The sequence below is a fragment of the Sphingobacterium sp. UGAL515B_05 genome (assembly GCF_033097525.1).
Classification (GTDB): Bacteria; Bacteroidota; Bacteroidia; order Sphingobacteriales; family Sphingobacteriaceae; genus Sphingobacterium.
On sequence record NZ_CP109907.1, the window covers coordinates 456,949 to 482,605 of the forward strand.

19 protein-coding genes are annotated in these 25,657 nt (G+C 40.5%); 11 read left to right on the forward strand and 8 right to left on the reverse strand.

The genetic code is table 11. The annotated features are described in order from the left end of the window. The first annotated feature begins 18 nt into the window (after positions 1-18). Complete coding sequence (locus OK025_RS01800) at positions 19-3,375, forward strand: SusC/RagA family TonB-linked outer membrane protein (RefSeq protein ID WP_317668096.1); 3,357 nt, start codon at positions 19-21, stop codon at positions 3,373-3,375. 10 nt (positions 3,376-3,385) lie between these two features. Beyond that, positions 3,386-4,885: a SusD/RagB family nutrient-binding outer membrane lipoprotein gene (locus OK025_RS01805; protein WP_317668097.1), complete on the forward strand. Its 1,500-nt coding sequence runs from the start codon at positions 3,386-3,388 to the stop codon at positions 4,883-4,885. A gap of 356 nt (positions 4,886-5,241) precedes the next feature. On the opposite strand, the gene OK025_RS01810 is transcribed toward OK025_RS01805, so the two are convergent. Both OK025_RS01810 and OK025_RS01815 read right to left on the reverse strand, forming a co-directional pair. Next, positions 5,242-6,132 carry a hypothetical protein gene (locus OK025_RS01810; RefSeq protein WP_317668098.1) on the reverse strand — a complete coding sequence of 297 codons (891 nt, stop codon included), beginning with the start codon at positions 6,130-6,132 and terminating at the stop codon, positions 5,242-5,244. Positions 6,133-6,493: 361 nt separating this feature from the next. After that, positions 6,494-7,048, reverse strand: a complete 555-nt coding sequence (locus tag OK025_RS01815; RefSeq protein ID WP_317668099.1) for a hypothetical protein — start codon at positions 7,046-7,048, stop codon at positions 6,494-6,496. Positions 7,049-7,272: 224 nt separating this feature from the next. Between OK025_RS01815 and OK025_RS01820 the strand changes: the two genes are divergently transcribed. The 6 genes from OK025_RS01820 to OK025_RS01845 all read left to right on the forward strand — a co-directional run bounded on the left by OK025_RS01820 (position 7,273) and on the right by OK025_RS01845 (position 17,857). Beyond that, positions 7,273-7,860, forward strand: coding sequence for an RNA polymerase sigma-70 factor (locus tag OK025_RS01820; protein WP_317668100.1), 588 nt, complete (start codon positions 7,273-7,275; stop codon positions 7,858-7,860). Positions 7,861-7,921: 61 nt separating this feature from the next. Beyond that, positions 7,922-9,025, forward strand: a complete 1,104-nt coding sequence (locus OK025_RS01825) for a FecR family protein (RefSeq protein WP_317668101.1) — start codon at positions 7,922-7,924, stop codon at positions 9,023-9,025. Between the two features lie 180 nt (positions 9,026-9,205). Next, the gene (locus OK025_RS01830; RefSeq protein ID WP_317668102.1) at positions 9,206-12,688 is read left to right on the forward strand and encodes a TonB-dependent receptor; all 3,483 of its coding nucleotides are present in this window, start codon (positions 9,206-9,208) and stop codon (positions 12,686-12,688) included. 24 nt (positions 12,689-12,712) lie between these two features. Beyond that, complete coding sequence (locus tag OK025_RS01835) at positions 12,713-14,386, forward strand: RagB/SusD family nutrient uptake outer membrane protein (RefSeq protein WP_159729700.1); 1,674 nt, start codon at positions 12,713-12,715, stop codon at positions 14,384-14,386. Between the two features lie 5 nt (positions 14,387-14,391). Beyond that, positions 14,392-15,738 (forward strand): alpha-L-fucosidase, encoded by a 1,347-nt coding sequence (locus OK025_RS01840; protein ID WP_317668103.1) that lies wholly within the window; start codon positions 14,392-14,394, stop codon positions 15,736-15,738. 352 nt (positions 15,739-16,090) lie between these two features. Further along, a complete protein-coding gene (locus OK025_RS01845; protein ID WP_317668104.1) occupies positions 16,091-17,857 on the forward strand; it encodes a hypothetical protein in 1,767 nt (588 codons plus the stop codon). A gap of 123 nt (positions 17,858-17,980) precedes the next feature. On the opposite strand, the gene OK025_RS01850 is transcribed toward OK025_RS01845, so the two are convergent. Next, positions 17,981-18,916 (reverse strand): hypothetical protein, encoded by a 936-nt coding sequence (locus OK025_RS01850; RefSeq protein ID WP_317668105.1) that lies wholly within the window; start codon positions 18,914-18,916, stop codon positions 17,981-17,983. 250 nt (positions 18,917-19,166) lie between these two features. On the opposite strand from OK025_RS01850, the gene OK025_RS01855 reads away from it, so the two are divergent. From OK025_RS01855 to OK025_RS01865, 3 genes are all read left to right on the forward strand, one after another. After that, positions 19,167-19,763 (forward strand): porin family protein, encoded by a 597-nt coding sequence (locus OK025_RS01855; protein WP_317668106.1) that lies wholly within the window; start codon positions 19,167-19,169, stop codon positions 19,761-19,763. A 203-nt stretch (positions 19,764-19,966) separates the two neighbouring features. Beyond that, the gene (locus tag OK025_RS01860; protein WP_317668107.1) at positions 19,967-20,872 is read left to right on the forward strand and encodes a sensor histidine kinase; all 906 of its coding nucleotides are present in this window, start codon (positions 19,967-19,969) and stop codon (positions 20,870-20,872) included. A 9-nt stretch (positions 20,873-20,881) separates the two neighbouring features. Next, on the forward strand, positions 20,882-21,610 hold the full coding sequence (locus tag OK025_RS01865; protein WP_317668108.1) for a LytTR family DNA-binding domain-containing protein: 729 nt from the start codon (positions 20,882-20,884) through the stop codon (positions 21,608-21,610). Here OK025_RS01865 and OK025_RS01870 read toward each other — a convergent pair whose 3' ends face one another. From OK025_RS01870 to OK025_RS01890, 5 genes are all read right to left on the reverse strand, one after another. Beyond that, the gene (locus OK025_RS01870) at positions 21,611-22,519 is read right to left on the reverse strand and encodes a DUF6268 family outer membrane beta-barrel protein (RefSeq protein WP_159729724.1); all 909 of its coding nucleotides are present in this window, start codon (positions 22,517-22,519) and stop codon (positions 21,611-21,613) included. Positions 22,520-22,657: 138 nt separating this feature from the next. Beyond that, on the reverse strand, positions 22,658-23,419 hold the full coding sequence (locus OK025_RS01875) for an SDR family oxidoreductase (RefSeq protein ID WP_317668109.1): 762 nt from the start codon (positions 23,417-23,419) through the stop codon (positions 22,658-22,660). Between the two features lie 36 nt (positions 23,420-23,455). Beyond that, positions 23,456-24,304, reverse strand: coding sequence for a TraB/GumN family protein (locus OK025_RS01880; RefSeq protein WP_317668110.1), 849 nt, complete (start codon positions 24,302-24,304; stop codon positions 23,456-23,458). Between the two features lie 78 nt (positions 24,305-24,382). Then, positions 24,383-24,595 (reverse strand): hypothetical protein, encoded by a 213-nt coding sequence (locus OK025_RS01885; RefSeq protein WP_317668111.1) that lies wholly within the window; start codon positions 24,593-24,595, stop codon positions 24,383-24,385. Positions 24,596-25,175: 580 nt separating this feature from the next. Beyond that, positions 25,176-25,619: an SRPBCC domain-containing protein gene (locus tag OK025_RS01890; RefSeq protein WP_317668112.1), complete on the reverse strand. Its 444-nt coding sequence runs from the start codon at positions 25,617-25,619 to the stop codon at positions 25,176-25,178. Positions 25,620-25,657 lie beyond the last annotated feature (38 nt).

The window sequence follows — 25,657 nt, forward strand, 5'->3', positions numbered from 1 at the left end:
TCACATAACCCACAAATTATGCACAATTATTTACCTTCCAAGCATAGTATCCTAACTATGCTATTGTTGAGATCCAACATTCGAGCCGACGTAAACTGGGCACTGCGTCTTGGCCTCATGGGGCTTTTGTCAACAAGCTATCTTCTTGCTAATGCCCAACAAAATGCGTCCATTAACGGAGTAATCAAAGATGAAACAGGAAAGCCCATCCCCTCGGCGACGGTTACCATACGTAATGCGACGAGCGGAATGAAAAAAACAACAACCAGCAGACCTGACGGAACTTTTTCACTCGACCAGATTCCTGCTGGACAGGGCTATCAGATCAGCGTATCGTCTATCGGTTTTAAAAGCAGAGACCTATTGGACTACACCATTACCGACAGAGACAAGCTAGCGATCAATATCAGTCTGGAATCGAGTGCGCAAAACCTACAGGAGGTCGTCGTTACAGCGCTTGGTATCAAACGCGAAAAAAAAGCGCTCGGTTATACGGTCGCTGAACTCAAAGGCGACGAGCTGACGCAGGGTAAGGAAACCAATGTAGCGAATGCCTTATCGGGTAAAGTTGCCGGCGTGCAGGTGAGCCGCGCTGCATCCGGTGCCGGAGGTTCATCCAAGGTCGTGATACGTGGTAACAACTCACTTATCGGTAATAGCCAGCCGCTCTATGTTGTTGATGGAGTACCGATTGATAATCAAAACATTTCATCTCCAAACCAATCTGGGGGAACCGATTATGGTGACGGAATCGGAAACATCAATCCCGAAGACATTGAAACGATGTCGGTATTAAAAGGCCCAAATGCGGCCGCACTTTATGGACAAAGAGGAAGTAACGGCGTTATCTTGATCACAACTAAATCTGGTAAAGCTGGTAAGACCCGTTTTAGTTATGGTACAGATTTTTCATTGGGCAATGGGCTGGTCTTACCTGATTTTCAAAATGTCTATGGACAAGGATTGAACGGAACATTTACACATTTCAGAAAAGATGACGGCACCATTGTTTCCATGAGTGAAGCGCTGAAAAATGGTTACAGTGGTATGCCTAAAATGAGTGCCGGACGTGACCGTACGACACGGGCAAGCTGGGGTGCAAAAATGGAAGGCCAGACTTATGAAGATGCTTATGGCAACATCTTACAGTTAACACCAAAACCAGATACCTACTCGTCGTTTTTTCAAACAGAGAAACAGTTTGTCAACAACCTTAGTATTGATGGCGGAACCGACAAAGTAAACTACCGTTTTTCATTTGCCAATACAGATGTAAAGGGTTATATCCCAACCAATACGCTGAAGAGAAACAATTTCGGTCTGCGCACGCAAGCCAAAATAACCGATAAATTTCATATCGACATCAAGGCGAACTATATTGCACAAAAGGGACAAAACCGACCTACGTTGGCCGATGCTGCAGACAATCCTGCCTACCTATTTATCAGCCAGCCGCGAAGCCTGGGCAACGACATCATGGCACAGTATAAATGGACCGCGCAGGAGATCAGCAGACAGCTTGGATTTTCGGGATTGACGGAAGGATTGGAGAAAACATATGCCACCAATAGTTCCACAGCCAACCCCTTTTGGACCATTCATGAAAACCACAATGAAGATCGTCGGGACCGCATCATAGGGTTACTCCGTCTGAGTTACGACTTTGCTCCTTGGCTTAAGGTCACAGCGACCGGGGGTACGGACTTCTATACCGATCAACGGTTTCGTTACCGTCCAATAAACACCTACCAAAGCTTGAACCGAAAGGGTGATATTCGCGAAGAGGTCATCAGAGCCCGCGAAGACAATTTTGACGTCCTCGCTAGCTCCAACTTCAAATTGACCGATGACATTAAACTCAGTGCCAACTTAGGGGCCAGCCATCAAAGCCGGTATTTGCGTATGACAGGAAATTCAGGCAATCAATTTATTGTTCCGAATCTCTTTGTAATCAATAACACCACGACAAATAGTTACATATTTGACCTGATCGAGTCCAAGATTAATTCGGCTTATCTATCGGGCCAGTTCAGTTACAAAGACTATTGGTTTGTTGATTTCTCTGCCCGTAACGACTGGTCTTCGACCCTATCAAAGGAAAACAATTCGTTTTTCTACCCGAGTGTAAGTTCCAGTTTGGTCTTATCGGATGCTTTCAAATGGCAATCTGACGTACTGTCTTTCGCCAAAATCAGAGCTTCATGGGCCCAGGCCGGTAGTTCAGGAAACCCATATCAGCTGACAGGAGCATATAGTCTCAACCAGTATACCCATGGTGGCGTACCGATGGCTTCCTATACAGAAATTATTCCTGATCCGAATTTGAAAAACGAACTGACCACGTCGATCGAAGCTGGGGCAGATCTGAGATTCCTAAAAAACAGACTTTCTTTCTCCTTCACCTACTATCAGGCCAAGACAAAGAATCAGATTTTGGACGTACCAATCGCCCCTTCCAGTCTCTATGTAAAAAACAGGATCAACGCTGGAGAAATTAGCAACAGAGGTATTGAATTTGTATTGGGAGCAACACCGATCAAAAGCGAATCGGGATTTGAATGGAATACAACCTTCAATTACAACCGCAACAGAAATAAAGTTGAATCACTCTATCCCGGTGTAGAAAGCTTTTTACTCGCTACAGACCGCGGGATAAATGTGGTTGCGGAGGTCGGAAAACCATTTGGACAACTCATTGGGACACAGTTTGCATGGATCAAAGATGATCAGGGAAATAGATTGATCGACCCGACTACTGGGCTCCCCTTACGTACCGCAGGACGTGTAGAAACCGATCTTGGAAATGCGCAACCCGACTGGCTGGGTGGTTTTGCCAATACCTTTAAATATAAAGGTTTCAACCTCTATGCACTTGTCGATATCCGTCAGGGCGGCGTAATCTTCTCCCAATCCAATCGTGAACAGATCATTTATGGTACTTCTAAAAAGACCTTGGAAGGCCGTGATGGCACCTACGTTGCCGAAGGGATGGTCGGACAAAAAGATGGGTCAGGGAACTGGACAAGTACAGGAACAAAAAACAGCAAGCAGGTTGCCGCACAAGATTACTGGAACATGGTAGCGAGTGACAAAGAAGTCATGGTATCCGAAGAAATGATCAATGATATGAGTTATATTGCCATGCGCGAAATCAGTCTCTCCTATTCTTTCCCTAAAAAGCTGATGCCACATAAACTTGTTAACTCCCTAAAATTGGGCGTCTATGGACGTAACCTATTTTATTTTCAACGGAAAACTGATGGATTTTCACCAGAAGCTTCTGCTTTCAATGTAAACAATAGCTCGATTGGTATTGAATCAACTTCACTTCCAATGATGCGCACATTCGGTATTAATCTCACTGTTGGTCTGTAAACCCTTTATCATGAAAAAGAAACTATTTAAAAATACATTCATCGTCGGACTTATTTCTGTGGCAGGATTAGGTTCATGTACCAAAGATTTCGAACGGATCAATACGCCGCCGACATCGGTCACCACTGTAGACCCTTCCTTACTTATAGCCCGCATTCTACGTGATGGTACTTTTCAGGAATCTGGGGAACTACCCAACAACAAGTTTGGCTCTTGGATCCAACATTGGGCCGGGGGACCGGTAGTGCCTGTTTCTCGATATTTTGAAGGACCCGAAAATCTTATTTGGTCGCAGCACTACACCTTGCTCCGCAATATCGTTCAGATCAAACAGGAATTGAGCGGCAAGGAAGACAATGCAGAAGGAAGAAGTAAACTGGCTATCGCCGAACTTTATGAAGCATACCTCTATCAGCGCCTTACAGATTTGTTTGGTGACATCCCCTACTCTGAGATCACAAAATCCAATAAGGAAATTAACCGTACGCCAAAATTTGACAAACAAGAAGAGATCTATCCGGCACTGGTTCAAAAGGTCGATGCAGCTATGGCAAAGCTTACAAGCGGCGACCTGTCCTACGGCTCTTCAGATTTCTTTTACAAAGGCAGTATTGATAAATGGAAAAAATTTGGCAATTCGCTCAAATTAAAGCTCGGCATGCGCATGCGGTACGCCAATCCTTCTTTGGCCCAGAAAACGGTTACCGAAGCCATGACTTCTGCAATAGGTCTATTCTCCAGCAACAGTGATAATGCCGCAGTACCGACCTACAACGATGCTCAGGCTGAAAACCAGAACCCGATTTTACGTCAAATGACTACCGGAAGTGCCGATCTACGTTATTTGGCTAATACCCTGGTTGACAAACTTAAAGAATACAATGATCCAAGGCTCCCTTTACTTGCCGAACCGGTCATTAGCAATGGAGTTCCAACCTATCAAGGTATTGGGGTTTCGTTGACCGATAACCAGCTATCACAACTGATTCGTGCCAACTATTCAACGGCGAATAAGTCTACTTGGTTCAGCCTTTCATTTGCACCGATCCCAAGCTATGCGTTTACGTATTCGGATATCTGTTTTTACAAAGCTGAAGCTGCACTTCTTGGCTGGGGTGCTACACCTGCCAATGCCCAAACGTTCTTTACAGAAGGGGTCAAAGCTGCGCTGGCACTTCCGCCATATAATATGACAGCAATCCCCTCTGCATACGAACCAGTGCTCAATCTAAGCGGCTTGACTGACGAACAGAAAATGGAGAAAATAGCGACACAAAAATGGATTCACCTATTTGGCCGGGACATGGAAGCCTTTGCCGAATGGCGACGTACAGGATATCCTCGATTAACCCCCGGTCCTAACCCAGGCTCCACCAACGGACAAATACCGCGTAGAGCTATTTATTCCAGTGAAGAGACTGAGTTAAACGCAGCAAATTTAAAAGAGGCTGCAGCACGCATGACAAATGGTGACTCGTTCCTATCCAAAGTCTGGTGGGACAAGAAGTAACTGCACTTTTTTAGCCGAGATTATAGACAGACAAAGCTGTTCACAATCATTCAAAGAAGTGCTAATAAGTAGGGCCCTGATATTAATATCAGGGCCCTACTTGTTTCTTCTCATCTCCAATTCGCGTGGTTGTCAGGTCTTACCAATACAATATAAGCTAAACGATACTATCGGATCCTCTTAAATATTTCCGTTTTATTGTGCTGTATAATTTTCAACTCATTACCGCTGATGGAAAATTTTCCGGAGTAATAAATTAAGCTGTCTTTCCCCAAGTCATCATTCCCCTTTGGAGGGTAAAACAACAATGAGTCCGCTGAAGTAAAGAGTAAGACTTTACCTACAATAGTCAAAAATTACGTCAATTCCAAATCGTCAAGGCTAATTTTCTCTTTCTTTAGTTCAGTAATTTCCTTTTCTAATTTTTTTAAGTTTTCATCAATCAATGCTATACTACCTTCAGGAAGAACTGTCTCCCGGTCATTCGATTTGATCGATTGCGTCGTCACAACTAATTCCAGATCATAATCTGTCAGATTGATTCCTTTGACGGGATAGCGAGGAAAGCTCCAGAGTTTAGGATAATCTTTTTTTTGCTGATTGAAGACTATCGTATTGACACGAGAATCACCTGGCTGGAGCACACTGTCAGATTCGCCAAAAACAGCCTGCTCATTGCTGATAATAGTTTGTGAAGAACGTTTTTTCAGCACATACGAAAAGCCCTGGCTTCCGTTCAGTGGCTTTTTACCTATATACTTCATAGTCACTATAATTCTGGGAACAGGTTCGCCAAAGAAATCTTCGAGTCCAAGTTCAATAGGTTCCAACTGAAAAACAGCCAGCTCTTTCTTTACCTGTTCAAATTCAGTTTTATGTTTTTGTAGACTATCGATCTCATTTTGAAGATGAGCTATCTTCCTTTCCTGTTGTTTTTGAAGGATGTCGTCGGCCAGGTCCAATACTGCACCATAAGATTTTCCATCGATCATACCCAACGAAATACGATTTATTGATTCCTCACTATATTTTTGAGGTTCGTTCATTTTGAGCCACATCGCTTCGGATAGTGCCACTCGCAAGGCCTTTTCCAAGTTCGCTTTTTCTTTGTCATTCAGCTTCGCTTCTACCTTTTTACGGGAACTGTCAAAAGACGACTCGTCCTTTCCACTTAGTCTTTCGCTACAGGAGCTTATAGATAATGTCAAGAATAGTCCGATCAGTGCGATTTTTATGCATTGTTTCATTTTAAATAGTTTTAGTATATAAGATATCGGCTAAGCTTGCATAAAGCTAATGCTTAGGTAACACTGTTCTTAAATCAATTGAACGTTTCTTACTGCTTATTCCTTAATATCGTTCAAGCAGAACATAAGGACGCAGAATTTAACATTCAGTTTTTTTATGAGCTGTTAAAAATATATAAAAAACGTTATCTTAAAAATTAATTCAACACAAAAAGCTACATTTCACAAGATAGCCCCCAACTGACACTTTCCAACTGTCGCTATTGATAACAGCCCGCTGACTCAGCGATAATTTGTACTAGGTATTTTGGCTAAACACCTTAGAACAATCTGAAAATAAAGAAATTATAAAGGTGAAATTTTATTTCCCCCTGAGTAAAAGATGCAATTTATCGTAATCTTCCCAATCACCGAAACCTGCAAAATTTGGTTTGTCGCTCCATGAAACCATAGCCTTACAATCAAAACAGATCTTAGCGATCCCAATGCATTGCTTATTTTTATAGAACACAAGGATATCTCGAAATTCATAAATACAAGAGGTGTCGAGATGATCTGTTCTTGTTTTTAAGAAAAATAGTGAGTCGACAGCACGATAGCGAGATTGATCCAGTGAGCCTCTAACATATCCTATATTCTTCAAATGAGATAAAAGGGAAAGATCCAACTTATCATCTTCCAATACTGATAACAAAAGACGCTCTTTCTCAGATTTATTCTTTTTGTTCTCCAATTCACCTATTTTAAATAAATCAATGTCCATAGAATAATACTCCAATGAATCAAAATTAGATGATATCGGGACTGCTGGCTCATTTCCCCGCTGTTTTATAGAATTTCCGCTATTCATGCAACCTTGCAGATAAATAGCACTGAAAAGTAGACATCCAACGGTAAAACATATTATTCTTTTCATATAAATAATTTACAAGCTTTTGAATGGTTTAACTATTTTCGAAATTATCAATTTCATTTCATAATCTAGTAATATACACATCCGTATAGAACCGAAATAAACGTTTTCTAATCAAGTTATCGGAAAGCGTTGGGAGATCAAATATTACGCAATCGTGTGCATGCAAACAAAAGCTGAATAGATTTGCTCAACTATGCATTGTTTACTAATATTGTCCATTGATCATGTACAATAAGCAAAAAATAGAAGAAAGGGATCTGCTGCAAGAGCTAAAGAATGGGAACTCTCTTGCCTTTCAGAAACTTTATAACACTTATTTTGCCTTATTGTATCTTCACGCTACCAATAAGTTGCACGATCGCGAAGCCGCTAAGGATATCGTCCATGACTTATTTGCTTCGATTTGGCAAAACAGGTATACATTAGCTATCCAGGGAGAAATATCTGCCTACCTCCACAGTGCCATACGCTACCGCGTAATAGATCATATCGCCAAGGAACAATCAAAAACCAGGTATTTGGCTTCGTTACCTCCTATTACAACATATCATACCGGAGGTACAGACCATTCCCTAAGGGAGAAATTGCTTCAGGAACAAATAGATCGTGTGCTTAATAAGCTTTCCCCACGCGTAAGAGAGGTCTTTGAACTGAGTAGGGAGCACTATCTCAGTCACAAGGATATCGCAAAAAAACTTAATCTATCAGAACATAGCGTTCGCAGTTATATGAAAGAAGCCCTACGTCTGCTTCGCAGTAAATTAGGAAGCCTGCTTTGGGTAAGCTTACTGTTTTTTTGTAAAATTTTCTAATCGCCCCCCCCCCCCTTCCCCCCTTCTCATCCGTCATATAGAAGTAACCAACTATATTATCATGATGAACCAAGAGCACGGAAATGGCCCGTCCTTACTTAAGAAATATCTAGAAGGGAAATGTACTACACGAGAACAAGCGCTTGTTGAAGAATGGTATCTTAATCTAGGTGAAGACCAAATTCCATCTGACAAGGAGCTAATTTCGGATGTAATCGAACTACAAAAAAGATTAAAGGGAATCTCTAAAGAGCAGCCTTATTATAATAAAGGGTACATTATGGCAATTGCTGCAATCCTCCTCGCTTTTTTTACAATTGGAACAATACTATATCTACAACGGAATAATAATCAAGAAAACAAACATGAATTGCTTGTTGATGACATTGCGCCTGGCAAAAACAAAGCGTTATTATCAATAGATGGACAACCAGCAATTGCTCTAGACGGAAAAAATAGCAGCATTATCTCAAAAGAAGGCTCATTGGGATACAATAATGGAACGACAATCATTGAAACGGAGAATGTAAAAACAATCCGGCTTTCAACACCGGCTGCCGGTCAATTTGAAGTCGTGCTGCCTGATGGTACCAAAGCATGGTTGAATGCCTTATCTTCTATCACTTATCCAGCAGCCTTTATTGGTAAAGAAAGACAAATCCAGCTGACAGGTGAAGTCTACCTGGAGGTTACCAAAAATGTACACAAACCATTTGTCATACAAACAGCACAGCAGCGTATTGAAGTGCTGGGAACAAGCTTCAACGTCAATACCTATAATGACAATGGCCGTTCATACACGACACTTGTCAGTGGTAGTCTGCGCGTTACAGACATAAAGACAAAACATCAGGCCCTCTTAAGTCCAGGGCAACAGGCAATTGTCAATGGAAAAGATGCTATTGAAATAACAACCAGCGGTATTGAAGATAGTTATGCCTGGAAGGACGGTCTTTATGTACTGCATGAGGAACCTTTGAGCCAATATGCACTAAAGATCGAACGTTGGTATGATGTTGAAGTCGACATGGGCCCCTATGGCGATCGTAAGTTTTCAGCCATTATCCCCAGAGACGCTAAATTATCTGAAGTGTTGCAGGCAATTGAATTGAAGTCAAACGTAAAATTCACGCGAGAAGGAAGGAGGATTGTAGCTATGCGATAACCTGACAAAAGAGCTTTTTCTTCGACATTCGAGAAGAGATCCGAAACCAATTATTGTGTTAGTTCCGCCAAAACCTGGAACGAAAACCTATAACCGCCAATGTAAATCTGACTTATATGGTCTCCGAAACCAAGGATTGTATAGGTATCAACCTGCATTGTTTATTAAACTTAAAAGAATATGAAAAAAGATCATCCAAGGTATTATTACCAATGCCTGAAATCTTACAAGGCACACCTGTCTATGAAACTAACCTTTGTTCTATTATTGGCTTCCATTATGGTGGCTATGGGAAATGTTCGCGCGCAGCGCATCAACCTCAACCAGCATAAAGCACAACTGAAAAATATATTGATTGAAATCAGTAGACAGTCGGGTTACACGTTCATTTATGACGAGAACGATCTGAAAAATATTAAACCGATCACGATCAGTGCAAACAATAAATCGATCATCTCTCTATTGGATGAACTCTTAGTTGAGAAATCGTTGGATTATCAAATAAAGGGGCGCTCTATCGCGATAGGGCGCAAGCCAACGATACAGCCTATCGCTAAAAACGTCAATGACAACATTCAAAAACGGACAATCAGAGGGCGAGTGACGAATGAAAATGGGCAAGCTCTTCCTGGTATAAATGTTCTTTTAAAAGGTAGTGCCATCGGCACAAGTACCAATGCCCAAGGGGAGTTTTCCCTCACTGTACCAGAATCAAACAGCCTATTGATTATTAGTTCCGTTGGATATGCAACAGCTGAAATATCCACGCAGGGGAAAAACGAAATCAATGTTATTCTAAAGGCAGCAAACAGTAACCTCGAGGAAGTCGTTGTTGTCGGATTTGGGACCCAAAAGAAAGAGAATCTGACCGGAGCAGTTTCAACCGTGAGTGCCAAACGTTTGGCAGATCGCCCAATTGCAAATTTGGGTCAAGGGTTGCAAGGCTTAGTACCAAACTTAAACATTACCTCTGCCAATGGCAAACCGGGAACTGGTTCTCAGTTCAACATCCGCGGTACAGGATCGATCAATGGCGGTACCGCAGGCCCCCTGATTTTAGTAGACGGTGTACAACGTGATCCCAATTCTATTGATCCTTCGGATGTGGAAAATGTAACCGTTTTAAAAGATGCCGCTGCGGCAGCTATATATGGCGGTAGAGCGGCCTATGGTGTCATCTTGATTCAGACAAAAAATCCAAAAAGCCAAAATCCTCAGATCAATTATTCAGGAGAATATACCGTCTCCAGGCCTACTAAAATGGCCAAATACATCAATTCGATCGATTACATTAGGATGCACCGCCAGGCAAATCGAAATGGGCAAGACGGTGGTACCACGGCAACAGAATCTTTTACAGAACAAGATTCTGTTCTTGCCAATGCCTATTTTAATGATCCGATCAACAACCTTCCGGTGTATGTAGACCCTTCCAATCCCGCCAAGTATCGTTATGTTGGAAATACAGACTGGATTAAGGAACAATATCCAGGATGGGCGCCGATGCAGCGACACAATCTATCATTACAAGGAGGCCGTGGTGCAACTTCGGTGATCACCTCCCTAGGATATCTACAACAAAAGGGCTTATTTAAAGAAGCTGGTCAAAAGTATCAACGCTTGAACCCATCGATGAAAGTAAACTCGGAAATTACAGATTGGCTGACCCTAACAGGAAATTTCGCCCTCACACATATAGACGATAAAGAAACAGCCGGAGTCGTTACCGGTGGAACCTCGTCTGGATGGATCTCCGGAGACTTGAGACCGACAATGCCAATTCGACATCCTGACGGTAACTTTTCAGGACAAGGCAGTTTTACCAATCCTTTCGCTGTAGCTGCCAACAATGGAAAAAGAAAACGATATTCTAATGATTTATGGCTGACTGGAGGAGTAAAAATCAAACCTATAGAACATGTCTCGGTCGTTGCTGATTATACGTGGAATGCTTACAACAACTTTCTACAAAGCCATCAGATTCCTTTTAAGGAATATGGTGTGAATGGGATTCTGCTCGGAACATTTCCTTGGACAAACCCTTCATCTGTATCAGAAACAACAGATAACCATAATTACTTTGCCTTAAATGCTTTTGCAACATACGAAAACACCTTCGCCGAAAAACATTATTTCAAAGCAATGGTGGGTATTAATCGAGAAAGTAGCCGCTACAAACGATTAGGCATATTCGCAAATAATCTAGTTGACCCCACCAAACCGGCAATCAATCTAAATAATGATCCCCGACCAAGTGTCACTGGGGCCGAGAACGAGTGGGCACTCTTTGGAACAGTTTTCAGATTGAACTATATTTTCGATAAGAAATACCTATTGGAAATAAATGGTCGTTACGACGGATCCTCCCGTTTTTCTGCGGATAAAAGATATGTCTTCACTCCCTCCGTTTCTGCAGGTTGGCGGATTTCTGAAGAAAACTTTATGGAAGGCATTAAGGATGTTGTCAATGACTTAAAATTGAGAGGTTCATACGGTGAATTGCCTAACCAAGGTTTCAATAGTGATGATTTATATTCCGCTTCCAATTTCTATCCTTATCTACCGACAATGCCCGTAAACAATAGCGTAGGCTATATTTTTGGTAATCAAACCGGTGTGAGTGTAGGCGCTCCAGGGCTAGTGAGTACAAACTTTACCTGGGAAAAATCGGCGACGACCAATTTCGGCTTAGATTTCGCCTTACTTAAAAACCGCTTGACAGGTAGCTTTGACGTTTACGAAAGGCGCACACGAGATATGCTTGTCGCTGGAGTTCCGCTCCCATCCGTACTGGGAACAGCTGCTCCGAGCCAAAATGCAGGTACATTGGTTACGAAGGGATGGGAGCTTAGTGTAGGCTGGAATGATCGCATAGGTGATGACCTTTCCTATGACGTGATGCTTTCGTTATCGGACAATCATGCCAAGCTCACGAAATATCCACTGAATACAACCAAAATATTCAATAACTGGTATGAAGGGAAATTAGACGGCGAAATATGGGGATTTGAAACACAGGGTTACTTTCAAAGTCAGCAAGAGATCGATTCGGCGCCAAAACAGACCCAAGTATGGGGTGGCACCTGGAGGCCAGGCGATATTCGCTATGCGGATTTAAATAACGATGGTAAGATCGACTTTGGCAACAACACAGTCGGCAATCCAGGAGACCGAAAAATTATCGGAAATTCTACACCTCGGTATTCGTTTGGCCTTAACATGGGATTGAATTATAAAAACTTTGATTTCTCGGCTTTCTTACAAGGTATAGGCAAGCGCGATACCTGGATCAGCAATAGTGCTTTCTGGGGATTTACGAGCGAATGGAATGTCCCTTTTGTCTATGCAACAGATTATTGGACGCCAGAAAACAGGGATGCTTATTTTCCGAGGCTACGATTTGGTAATGGTGGAAACTCACAACAACAGACAAAATACCTTCAAAACGCGGCATACCTTCGGGTGAAACAACTCACGCTTGGTTATTCACTACCTAAAAGATGGACTGAAAAGGCCAAACTCGGTCGTGCACGCGTGTATATTTCAGGACAGAATCTCCTAACGTTTACGAGCTTATTTGATGCCTTCGATCCAGAAGTCCTCAATTTTCAAGATGCTCCACAGAGTAAATCGGTAGCATTTGGATTGCAACTCGGATTTTAATTGATAAGATTTAGCTTTTAGATTATGAAAATTTTAAAAACACTACTCATACTTGGTTCATTGGCGTTTATTACTTCTTGTAAAAAAGACAGCTATCTGGATAGGTTACCTTTGTCCTCGATCACCGAACCAACCTTCTTCAAGAATGAAAATGACCTGATGCTCTATGCGAATCAGTTTTATACTTCGCTGCCTACCCAAAATTTTATCCAGGACAATCAGTCAGATGATAAAGTCCCAAGTAGTATAAACGCTTTTTTAGCTGGTCAATATGTTGTTCCCAATACGGATGCCAGTTACAACTGGACAAATATCCGTAATGTAAATTATTTCTTACAGCGCTACAACAATGCCGAAGCTAGTGCAGCAATTAAAAATCAATATGCTGGTGAAATTCGGTTTTTTCGCGCTCTTTTTTATTGGGGGCTCTCCAAACGTTATGGAGACGTTGCCTGGTACAATAAGGATCTTACGGAAAAAAGTGAAGAGCTTTATGCGCCGAGAACTCCTCGTAATATCGTCATGGATTCGGTATTGGCCGACCTGAATTTTGCTGTCGAAAATATTCCTGCTGATAACGTTTCTGCCGGACGCTTGCATAAATATGCAGCCGCAGCACTAAAAGCCCGTATATGTCTATGGGAGGGAACCCGAAGAAAATATTTTGGTGTCGAAGGGAGCGAAAAATATCTTCGCGAAGCGCTCAATGCTGCCGAACTTATCATGGGATCAAATAAATACTCCTTATACTCTACCGGAAATCCAACAACGGATTACTACAATCTCTTTATCCAACAGGAACTCAATGGCAACACCGAGTCTATTCTTGGAAGACGTTACCTTCAAAGCATCCTTATGAATGGTATCAGTAGGACTTTGGGTGAGACAGGGACAGGCTACAGCAAAGATTTCGTGCAAAATTATCTTTGTTCAGATGGACTACCTACCGCGCTTAGCACAAAATATAAAGGAGACAATACACCTGAGGATGAATTTGCGGATCGTGACCCAAGGGCCAAACAGACAATTGCAACCAAAGGCTTTGTATTACTACAAAACAGCGACGGATCGAAAGACATTATTGATCTACCCAGAATTGGAACAAACACTGCCAATACAGGGTATCAGTTGATTAAAGGACGAAGCTCAGACCCTGCTATGTGGCAAGCCAATCAATCGACTCTGGACTTTTTTATCTTCCGATACGCTGAAATACTATTGATCTATGCCGAAGCCAAGGCCGAACTGGGTGATATCAAACAAACTGATATCGACAAAAGTATCAATCTGCTGCGAAGACGTGTAGGTATGCCAGATATGATTATTGCATCGCTAAAAAGAGATCCCAATTCGGTCTTTCCAGAGGTTCCGGTTTTGATAGACGAAATTAGAAGGGAACGCAGAGTCGAGCTCGCTGATGAAGGTTTCAGGTTTGACGATCTGTTACGCTGGAAAGCAGGAAAAAGAATCGAACGTCCTGAAACAATATTAGGAATGAAACTTACTCCTGCATTAAGAGCTAAATATCCAGCTGCACAAGTCAATGGTATAACGGTCAATAGCGATTTTTATATTCGAATCTACACTGCACTAGAAAAAAGATCATGGAATGACAAAATGTATTTATTTCCAATCCCGTTAGAGGAAATCAGTTTAAACCCTGCTTTGGGACAGAATACAGGATGGCAACAACAATGATAAAAATGAAGAACTATATTTTAATGATCCACTTCCTTTTGTTGGGCTTACTGTGTAACGCCCAACAAAAGGAAGTGATCCCTTCTCCGGCCCATGTAGCATGGGCTGAAGCAGAGATCGGGGTGATTTTTCACTTCGATGTTGTGAACTATGTGCCCGACTATAAATGGCAAGAATGGGGCTCGCACCCTCCTGCCTCAGTCTTTAACCCTAGCAAATTGGACACTGATCAATGGATCAAGGCTGCCAAAGCTGCAGGTGCAAAATATGCTGTGCTCGTTGCAAAGCATTGTTCGGGATTCAGCTTATGGCCTACCAAAGCACATGACTATAATATCAGCAAATCACCTTGGAAAGCAGGAAAAGGCGATATCGTAAAGGATTTTATCCAATCCTGTCAAAAATATGGCATCAGACCTGGCATCTATGCCAGCGCTTCCGCCAATGGATATTTGCACGTAAACAATCCCGGTAAAGTTCAACCCGGGGGCCCACTTACGCAACAGCAATACAATGAAGTGGTGAAAACGCAGCTTTCCGAATTATGGTCAAATTATGGTAAGCTGTTTGAAATCTGGTTTGATGGCGGAGTACTGCCCATAAAAGATGGCGGACCGGATATTGCTACATTACTAAAAAAACTACAGCCTGATGCTGTCGTTTTTCAAGGTCCAAGTGATGCCAAAAATTTAATCCGATGGATAGGCAATGAAGAAGGGAGAGCACCATATCCCAATTGGAGCCGTTCGGATTTCACTACATCAGCAACGGGGACTATTGTTATCGATGGTTTGAACGGCAATCCAAATGGGGCAATATGGTGTCCGGGGGAAGCCGATTTCCCAATGCGTACCGGTTGGCAAGGTGGCTGGTTCTGGAAGGAAAATGGACAGAAGCTCCTTTCGGTGGATCAACTGGTGGATTCCTACTATACCAGTGTAGGCAGAAATTCCAACATGTTATTGGGCATTGTAGTCGATACGAGCGGCTTGGTTCCAAAAGAGGATGTTAATCGACTAGCAGAGTTTGGGAGAACATTGACTAATGTCATATCCCATCCCATAGCAATCGTTAAGAACAAAGCAGCAAAAGACTTTACCCTAGACCTGAAAATGCCTAAAACTGTAAATCAGGTCATCTTTGGTGAGGTAATACAGCGTGGCGAGCGTATTCGAAAATACACCGTAGCCGCCTGGATCGATAATAATTGGGTAAATATTGCTTCTGGCGAATCAGTTGGCAACAAAAGGATACATAAGTTTGACAAAATCAAAACATCTAAAATTCGTTTTCATGTCGTTGAATCGACAGCAACGCCACACATCAAAAGCTTTGCAGTTTATGACATTTGAGCCAAAAGAAATACTTGCCTAACAAGCAGCGATAAAGAAGTCTGCCTTTAAGCAGCTTTATATGTTAAACTTCAAATGAGAATTAAAAAAAGGAATAACTCCATATAAAAGGGTAAACCACAGCGCAAGGAGAAACAAAGAGTTCCATCCTCCAAAGTAAGGTCTGATTTATATCAGACCCTTTTATATACGAGTAAATTTAGTTGAACATGCAATGGGAAAATTTGTGTTCAGCCGAAGTTTATACAACATAAAATGTAGTAGTAAAACAACTACAGCTTTATAAAAATTAACCGCAACAAAACTTAACTACAAGATTTTTGGTTTACTTTTGTGATAGATATATAATATTATGAAACAGAAATTTTACCTGCCACTTTTAGCATTGAGTTTGACCACTATTATTAGCTGTAACAAAAACAATGATACCATTGATAACCCTAAAAATAATCAGTCTGTTGTTATCGACAATAATGCGAGCCAACTGAATGCACGTTTAGATCATCAAAATGCTGGTTTATTGCCGTTATCTAATCTTTTAGCATCCGGTAAGCGAGCAGCCAATGGTTCGACAGTAACTGCCACTCAAAACCCAGACTTCTCATTAGCATTGGTCGCACAAGTCGCTCCTCCGGATTATGAAGGCAATAAGCTTCGGGCAACCCATGTTGCTGTTTCGGGCAACTACGCTTATGTAAGTTACAATACCGAAGGCGATCGCTATCTTGGTGGTGTCGATGTCATCGACATTTCAGATATTAATAACCCACGTCTTATTGTAAATGCTAAATTGCCGAACATCGACATTAGCTCCTTGGCAGTTGATGGCAATAGTCTACTCTTAGCTGGAGCAGCAGATGAAGGTGTATTGGCAAAGATGACCTCCCCTGCAGTTCTTATTGTTTTACCGCTTCAGAATGGCTTACCTACCGATGCTTATCGTTATACAGGTCTGCCAAGCTATGTGGCAACAGATGTTACTTTTAACAACGAAAGCCAGTATGCTGTTTCAGGTAATGCGGGTGCTATTTCTAAAATCAATAAATCTTCGGGCGCTATCGAAAAATCGGTAACTATTGCGGATCTCCTATCTGTAAGAACATACCAGAATCAAGTGTATGTGCTTTCAGGAACACAGGGGATAAAAGTTGTATCCAATAATCTTGATCCGGTTAAAACAATCAATGTGGGTCAAAATCCAAGTTCAGCAAAGCGTACTATCGATTTTTACAGCAATTATCTTTTAGCTGCTGAAGGCGCTCAGGGCTTGGGTATTTATAATATAAATACAGGAGCTCTGGATAAACGCATTAGTATTCCAGTAAGTCCTGATGACAGCAACATGGATCCGGAAGATATTGTGACCAATGCTGTATCCACAAACGACAAACGTGTATTTGTTGCCAACGGTGGTGCTGGTATCGCAGCCTATCAATTTGATACACAAAATAACTTTAACTATATCGGTAGTGCAAGCTTCAATGCCATTGACAACAGTTCAAGTAATTTTGTGATCAGTAGAGATAACTATGTTTTTGTGGCAACGGGAAAAGGTGGCTTAAAAATTCTTAAACTCATCGATCTGAAACCAACAACTCCAAGCTGTAATGGTACTTATCCAGCTTTCACAGGAAATACACAAGCAGACCTGAATGTCAATAATGAAGCGAGCTACTCGGATACAAAAACATTTGCTTCAAACGTTAATATCAACCGGAATTTTAACTGGTGTGGCACACTTAATATCAATGGAAATTCCGTTAACATCAACAGCGGTGTATTCAATATGTATGGTTCAATCGCTTTGAAGCAAAACATTAACGTCAATTCAACAATGAATTTGGTGGGCTCAGGTGTTATTGGTGGAACCTTTACCGTAAACGGAAGTGGCATATTGAGCGTAACAGGCTCACTTTCTCAGGGAACTGTCGGATCCAAATCCACTTCATTTATCAATGGTAGGATGGTTATTGACGGTGAAGTTGTCGTATACGGTAACTTGACTATTAATGGTAGCGGAAAGGTAGAATTCGCCAACAGTAAGTCTAAATTAATTGTTTATGGAAGTCTTACAAATTGGGGAAGCGTTACTAACGGAACAATTACACAAGTCAAATAAGACATTGTATAGCCATTAAGCAGAACACAAAAAAGCCACATTGTCTGATGTGGCTTTTATATTTACTGAGAATTACAAAAAGGTCATTATATTGTTGTTATGCTTAAAACCTCATAAACAATCTTATTCCAGAATAGTCCGTGGGGTCAGCGGAACCTTTTGCTTCCAGATACCCTTCACTTGGAATTCGTGCCCAGATGTTTTATTCTTGATCGTGAAGATATAATTGCAAGTTCTTTCGAGGTATTTGAATTCACCTCTCGCAGTTATCTGGGCATTGGGTTTGAGCAGCAATTCTTGTTTATCTCCAGATTTAATATAATTTTCAAAAGTTTTGCCTTTGCTGTAAGGAACTTTACCTTGCCAGCGAACTCCACCATTTACCATTAATTCATCCATGAAGATCGTAGAGTCTGTTTTATTGAGCCAGTCAAAAGCACCGTAGCTGTCACTTATGAATTCGGAACTATACTTTACGTCCTTAAAAATGGCAGTGATATCGACTTTTCGCTCCCGATTTGAGCTGTTTACCAGAGTCATCGCAGTACACCCTTCGGTACTGACAAAGATTTTCCGGCTTTCTTTCACTTCTTTGATTTCTTTTTTGACCAACTCATATCCATCAGCCCTAGTTTGAATGAAATTCACTTCATCCATTTTATCCGCTGACAATATGCCAATGGCAAAATTCCTGGGCTGATCACTAAAATTTTCCAATAAGGTCAATTTAAGCTCGTTATTAATTGTTTTTTCCAACTGTAGCCACCCGCCGTCAACCCCAATCGAGCCCGTACGCTCCAACTTGAGCTTTTTTCCAGTGGAATCTTTCAATATTTCTCCTGTAAGGGCATCTTTGACATAGGATACATACCATAAATCCGCTTTAATCGGAATTACATTTTCCTTGATTCCGGTTTGTAATTTGACAGCTTTAAAACCGGGATCTATTAGACCTCCTTGTGAATTAAGTCCCTCTTTAGAACAGGATGTTAGTATAAGCAGACAAAAGGGCCATACCAGATAAGAAAAAGAAAACGTTAGCTTCAATGGATTTTTCATGAAATCGATTATTTATACAACACAATTTACCAAACAAAATCTATCTTGTAAGTTAAAAAAAACAATAGACCTTTCCCCATCAATCCCAAAAAAAATACGCTTAGGCAAGAAATCTTGACAAATAAATAGAAATCTTGACAGACTAATCATCGCTATATTAACCTTCGTCACTACAAAAATGCCGTTCGTCAAACACATTTTGCCAAGGAATTGATCCTTCGTTCTTTTGAACAAATCAAAACAATATAAAATGAATAACAAAGCAATTTTATCATGCATCGTATTATTTGCCATGATGTTTAGCAAAAAACTGTTTGCTCAGGAGCAACCTTTCATTCAATTGGGTATTAAAGGGGGAAGTAGTCTCAACAAACTCAACACCGAATTAGCAGACTTAGATGACAAATATGCCATAGGATTACACATAGGGGGTATGGCAAGGGTTAATCTTGGAAGAGCCTATATCCAGGGTGAAGCTCTTTTCAATAAACGAAAAGCAGCACTTAAACCGCAAGGGCAAACCGAAAGCAAACTCAAATGGAATGCGATTGATATCCCCGTCGTTGCAGGCTACAAAATCTACCAAAATCAGGACATCAATTTCCGGGTATTAGCTGGTGCAATTTACAGCTATACGCTAAACGACAACTTGCCGCCTCTCAAAGCAATACAACAGGGAATGAAACATTTTGATAAATCAAACTTACAAGTTACCGGCGGTCTGGGAGTCGATATTCAACGATTTACACTTGATATTCGTTATGAACGCGGTTTTTCTGACCTTAATAAATCTTTTAAATCCAAACCACAGGCATTTTCTATTGGATTGGGTTACTTTATCTTCTAAAACAATGAATAAGTTTTACCTTTGGAGCTACCTAGGGATCAGGCTCCAAAGGTATTTTTTTTAATCGTCATATGTTCAAAAAAAACTATTTAAATAAACATCTTTTTCTCATTTCTTTTTGGTTCGTTCTTGGGTTTGCTGTATGGATTCAAATAAAAGGCGAGTTCGATTCGCTCCAGGCGTTACTGCACACCTCGCTAATCATGGCTTCTTCGATTATTGTATCGCAGTGGCTGAGTGACCGGGTTCTACCACGAGCGATCAAGGCTCAACAAATGAAACCTTTTGTACTAAAAGCAGTGCTTTTTGTAGTTATTTTAGCTATTTTAATTGGAAGTATAGATTTCTATTTCATTCTCACCAAAGAAGGAATAGCTAACCATGAACGGACAGAGCTAATACTCACTCATTTCTATCAAGCAATTCCATCTTCCCTTCTGATCAATGGTACGGCCTGCGGAATTAGATTTTATCAGGAACATGCCGATATTCAACGTATCCATGGTCAATTGCAGCAGAATTTTCTTGAAAGTCAGGTGAAATTTTTGCAGGATCAGGTCAATCCTCATTTTATGTTTAATGTCTTGAACCATATTCATATTCTCATGAAAAAGAATGTGGAAATGGCCGATTATTTGCTTCTGAAATTTTCGGACATTCTGAGGTATCAGCTCTATGAGTGCAACCAACCGCTCGTACTTTTAACACGCGAACTGCAATATTTACAGGATTTTATAGCCATAGAAAAAATGCGGTGGGGTAACGAACTGGATGTAAGCTGTTCATGGAATCAATCTTCAAAGGATTTATATATTGCACCATTGATGCTCATCTGTTTTGTCGAAAACGCATTTAAACACGTAAACCGGCTTCCAAATCAAAAAGGAAGCATAGCGCTTTCCTGTGTTGAGGAAAATGGAAAACTTCAATTTAACATCAGTAACAGTTATCAGGACTATCCGCAATTAGCTTCGACAGGACACTCGGGCATAGGGCTGGAAAATGTAAAAAAAAGACTGGAACTGCAATATGAAAACAACTATTCGCTAACACTACATAAACTTGACAACAGTTTTACTATCCAACTGACTATCGATCTTAACAGCTAACTATTGACAATGGAAGAAATTAAAATGAAATGTATCATCGTAGACGATGAACCTATGCTGCGGCAACATATTGCCGAAATGACCGAGCAGATCGATTTTTTGGATTTAGTGGAAACATTTCCTTCAGCACTAGCTGCAACTTCGAGGTTACAGCAGAGCGATATAGATCTTATTTTTTTAGATATTAATATGCCCTATCTCAATGGTATAGACTTTTTAGACTCACTTGAAAACCCGCCTTTGTGTATCTTCATCACAGCTTATTCAGAATATGCTTTGGAGGGATTCAGACTTCAAGCTGTTGATTACCTCCTCAAACCTATAATTTTCCAGCGTTTCTATCAGGCCAGCACCAAAGCTTATCAGCTTTTTGTACAGCGAAACAAACCCTTACAGGAAAGTAGTCCGAATGACAATATGTTATTTGTAAGACAGGGGGATGCTTTTGTTAAAATCTCCTGGACAGATATTCTATACGCGGAAAGTATGCAAAATTATACAAAACTTCACTTTAAAGAACGTACAATTACAATCCATCAAACCATGTTAGCTTTGGAAGAGGCATTACCCGGCAACCATTTTTTTCGCATTCACAAATCCTACCTAGTCAATGTAAACCACATTGACATCATTACTGGAGGGAGAGTATATATACAGGAACAAGAATTACCGATATCGCGAACAAAAAGAGAGGAGCTTCTCCAAAATGTTGTTTTTAAGAAGCTCCTCAGCCGATGATCAAGGCATATTCCATTTAAGTGCTACGGAAGTATAGAAGGTTGGAGAAAACCGGGGATCCGCCTGACTTTTGTTCTTGAATAAACTTTTCAGCGATCTATCATTTTCTACATACAATCTGGCGAGTGTGCTTCCGCCGGTCAGCTGAAGTTTAAGGCTCTTGCCCAAATTGAACTGAGGCTGAAGCCCAGCTGTCAATAACATGAAACCAGCCAAAGTAGATTTCCCATTTTTTTCTCGCTCTGCAGTCATACCATCTAGATTAACGACAGCACGAAGATCAACCAATTCATTGAGATGATAGGATGCGGAAAGACCCTGTGGGAAATTCACATTGAACTTCACTTTTCCATTTGTTTTCCAGTCAAAATACAAGCCAGGTAAGATCATTGGCACGCCAAAACTATTGCTCAACACAGGGCCAAAACCAAAAGCTAAATTCGGTCTAAATTTTTTGATAAAAAGCACTCCCCCCTGCCCCAGTACATCCTTACCATTTACTTTAACGAGGTCTGAATAAATCCCAACGGAGGCGAAAGTCAATAGAGACCAATTTTTCCTTAATGAGGTCAGGTATTGAAGTCCCATTTCTGCATTGAGCATTTCAGTCGGGAATAAGGGTTCTTCATACCCTCTATTTTCCATCTTTGCATAAGCTGCCCCTATCTTCCAGGACCAGCGTTTTATATTGCCAGAAGAGTCTATTTTGGTGGATAGTGGAACTTCCAGGTTAAACTGTATCCGCCTAAAATCGCTCTTTGAACCTGTCTTAACACTATCTTCAGGGCGAATATAATTTGATAGTGGGACATAATCCACAGCAACCTGTCCCGATACTGCATTTTGAGCATGTGCAGCCAGCGTAGTAAAACCGCTGAGTATAACTGCACATAATACTTGTTTCCTCATGTTTTTTCAACAAAGGAAGCTTTTGGACGGCTCAAGCACCAATCTTTTTGATATAGTGCATGTATACGTTGACCAAATGCAAATTTATCGCGATGTCAAAAAATTTATAACGGCAAGAAGTGCGGATCAAAAGCAATGTTATAGATTAATATCACACATTGCCGGCATATTAATTTCCTTTACACAGCTTGCCGCCGAAGTAGAGATAATAAATCGTAATGCCTGGATTACATCTTGCAGGGGAATAAGATTACCTTGTGTTTGTACAATAACGTTTTCTATTGTTTCACTATGATCAAATTCTGTCGCTAAATAGCCCAAATTTAATATGGAAACACCTATTTTATCTTTTCTAAGGTTTTCTCGTAAGGAATGGACAACACCACGTAATGCAAACTTTGTCGCAGAGAATGCAACTTCTTTTCCACTGTGGTTATCTAAACCCCAAGTAGAACCAATCAATATAATCTTAGCGTTGGACGATTGTCTTAAATTATCTATTACCGACTGTACATTTAAAATGCAAGACGTAATATTCGTATTGATTAAGTTTATTATTTCGGAGGCGCTGCTATCTGCAAAATTATACGCTTCCGTAAATGCATCTTTTTCCCATATCCCAACATTATAGATAAAATAATCAATCCGCTGATTTCCTATTATCGCTTTTATCGTTTCCGAAGATTCTTTCGGTTGGGATAGGTCGGTAGCAATCCATCGGATCTCTGAATTGGCTCTTAAATAATCTGGCTCATTCCTGGAAATACCAAATATTAGATCGTTCTCATTTGGCAAATTCAACGCTATAGCTCTGCCTAATCCCCTACTTACTCCAAAAATCAAATATGTCTTGCCACCTGTTTTCAATATCTCTACTGTTTTGTTGTGCTCGGATGCCATTTTTTTCTTAGTTTTAAATAACCACTAAGATAAGATTTATTTTATAGCCTCCATTTTGAATCCCTTTTCTCGGAGTAAGGTAATCAGCCCCTGATCACCGGCCAAATGCCCTGCGCCAACGGCAATAAAACAGGATTCTTCATTGATCATAGGAGGTATCAGGTTACTCCAATTCAAATTCCTCCCAATTAACAATTTTTCTTTTTGTTCTTTCGTCATCCAGACTGGATCTTGGAGCAATTTTGTCAACTCTTCCAAATTCTCTGATTTATAAGCTTGAACCATCTTGACGGTCAATGCAGGGTATTCGTCCAACTGAAAAACAGATTCCATGAACAATTTGGGTGTAATGAGATCCTTCAGCAAATTAAATTGAAAATCAGGTGTCTCCAACTCTCCTATTGCCTTTCCTTGGCTGGTCGCAAGTGCTGAGAGCTCAACCTCATAAGACTTCATCTTTGTCGGATCCGGGCAATTAAATCCTTTCATCGAAAACAAGGAGATAACCGCAACAGGTGATACATAATCCAACAATTTGATTGAAAGTTGCTGTGCCATCAACACGCTGTCCATCTTTTTGATATCGTCCTCAGAAAATGACTTTATAAAATTCGGATCCGAAACCATAAATGCCTGTAGAGATTTTGCATTTTCGGGTTTAGAAAGATCGACCTCAAATACTACCTTTTTACTAGCATTAAGCGCATCTAAATTCTTTTGCTTGATTACAAAATCATCTGGGCACAAAATATGAATTGTACCGAACAAATAAGAATCTTGTTTCAGCCCATTACCAGAAATTTTCCACAACATGGAACTGTCCTGGGCAAAGCTATTAAGAACGATGCAAATTAGCAGTACCAATAGAGATAATGTCTTTTTCATCTGATCGTACAAATTGACGTATTTTATAAAAAACACAGATTTTACTTTTTTTCGAAATGTTACCTACTTTTCAAAGTGTTATATGTTAGTTCCCGAAAATTCTTGTTGCTGTCTGCCACTTTTAATATCTTCGATATTCTTTTCGATTAACCATGATCTAAAATGTTCTGGATCTTGCGGTGTAAAATGAATTACTTTACCACACTTTAAAAGTAGGGAAAATATCCCGCTAGCGGCAGCGAATTTTACGATTTCATTAGAATGGTGTCCAAGTTGGCGAAAATATTCCATTGTTTTTATTCAATTCTAGAAATACTTATCTTACAAATCGATACAGGTCTTATAGGCCAGCAGTCGTTCAGAAAGCATGTTAATTTTTATTTTCTTGCAGTTTTATAATTCACTCAAATATCGTAAATAATTTTAAATATTTCATTAATCAGATTATTAATTTAATTGTTGTTTTCATAAATTAATCAAACAATTAACAAAGCTTCTACCAGAAATTATAGCTATTCTAGTTCCATTGAATTCAGATCCAATCAATTTTTCCACAGTGAGGCGGTTTTATTTCGACCGTGTCATTCGACACGACATCAGGCGTAAAACTAAAGATGAGCAGGGATCCAATGGATATGTGATAGACAGCTTCAAATCAAGCCTATGGTATCTTTGGAGAAAGAAAAATTATAGCGGTAATGATTTAGGGATCATTAATCTCGAAGGAGAAACAGATACTGGAGCCCCCAGGGGCAGGCTCACAGTTATATATTTATTATGGTAAAAAATCCATTCCGGAAACCTGGTTGTCACATCCAGCCCACTACGAATAGAGTAATACCTTAACAGAAGCTATATTTGCTAGCAAGGATCAATTCGAAAAAGGCTGTCCTTTACCTGTTTCAATATATGCTTCTAAACTTTTCACAAATTGTCGCCATCCATCTGTACAAATAGCATAACATTCGATTTCAGGGGATAAGCCAATATGTTCAAGTTGCAACACAATTCCGTTTTCTTTTTCAGTGATGTCCCAAACGATCGTTGTGCCAATCCATTCTTTTTGATTTTTCAATTCGGGAAGGGCTATCAATGAATCTTCGACATGCCAAACAACTTTTGTATTTTCATTTAACTCTTTCACTTGCATCACTTTGTAAATAAGATCGCCAAAGCGAATTGTAAATCTATCGTCCTTCTTATTGGAAGAGCCCTCAAACATGGTTGTCCACCAAAATGGTATTTCATCGGTTAGTGCTTTAAAGACCCGGTCCTTTGTTACCCCCAACTGGATACTTTGACTATAATTTCCCATTGTCAATTTTTATTTTTTGAATATTAAACGCGGCCTTG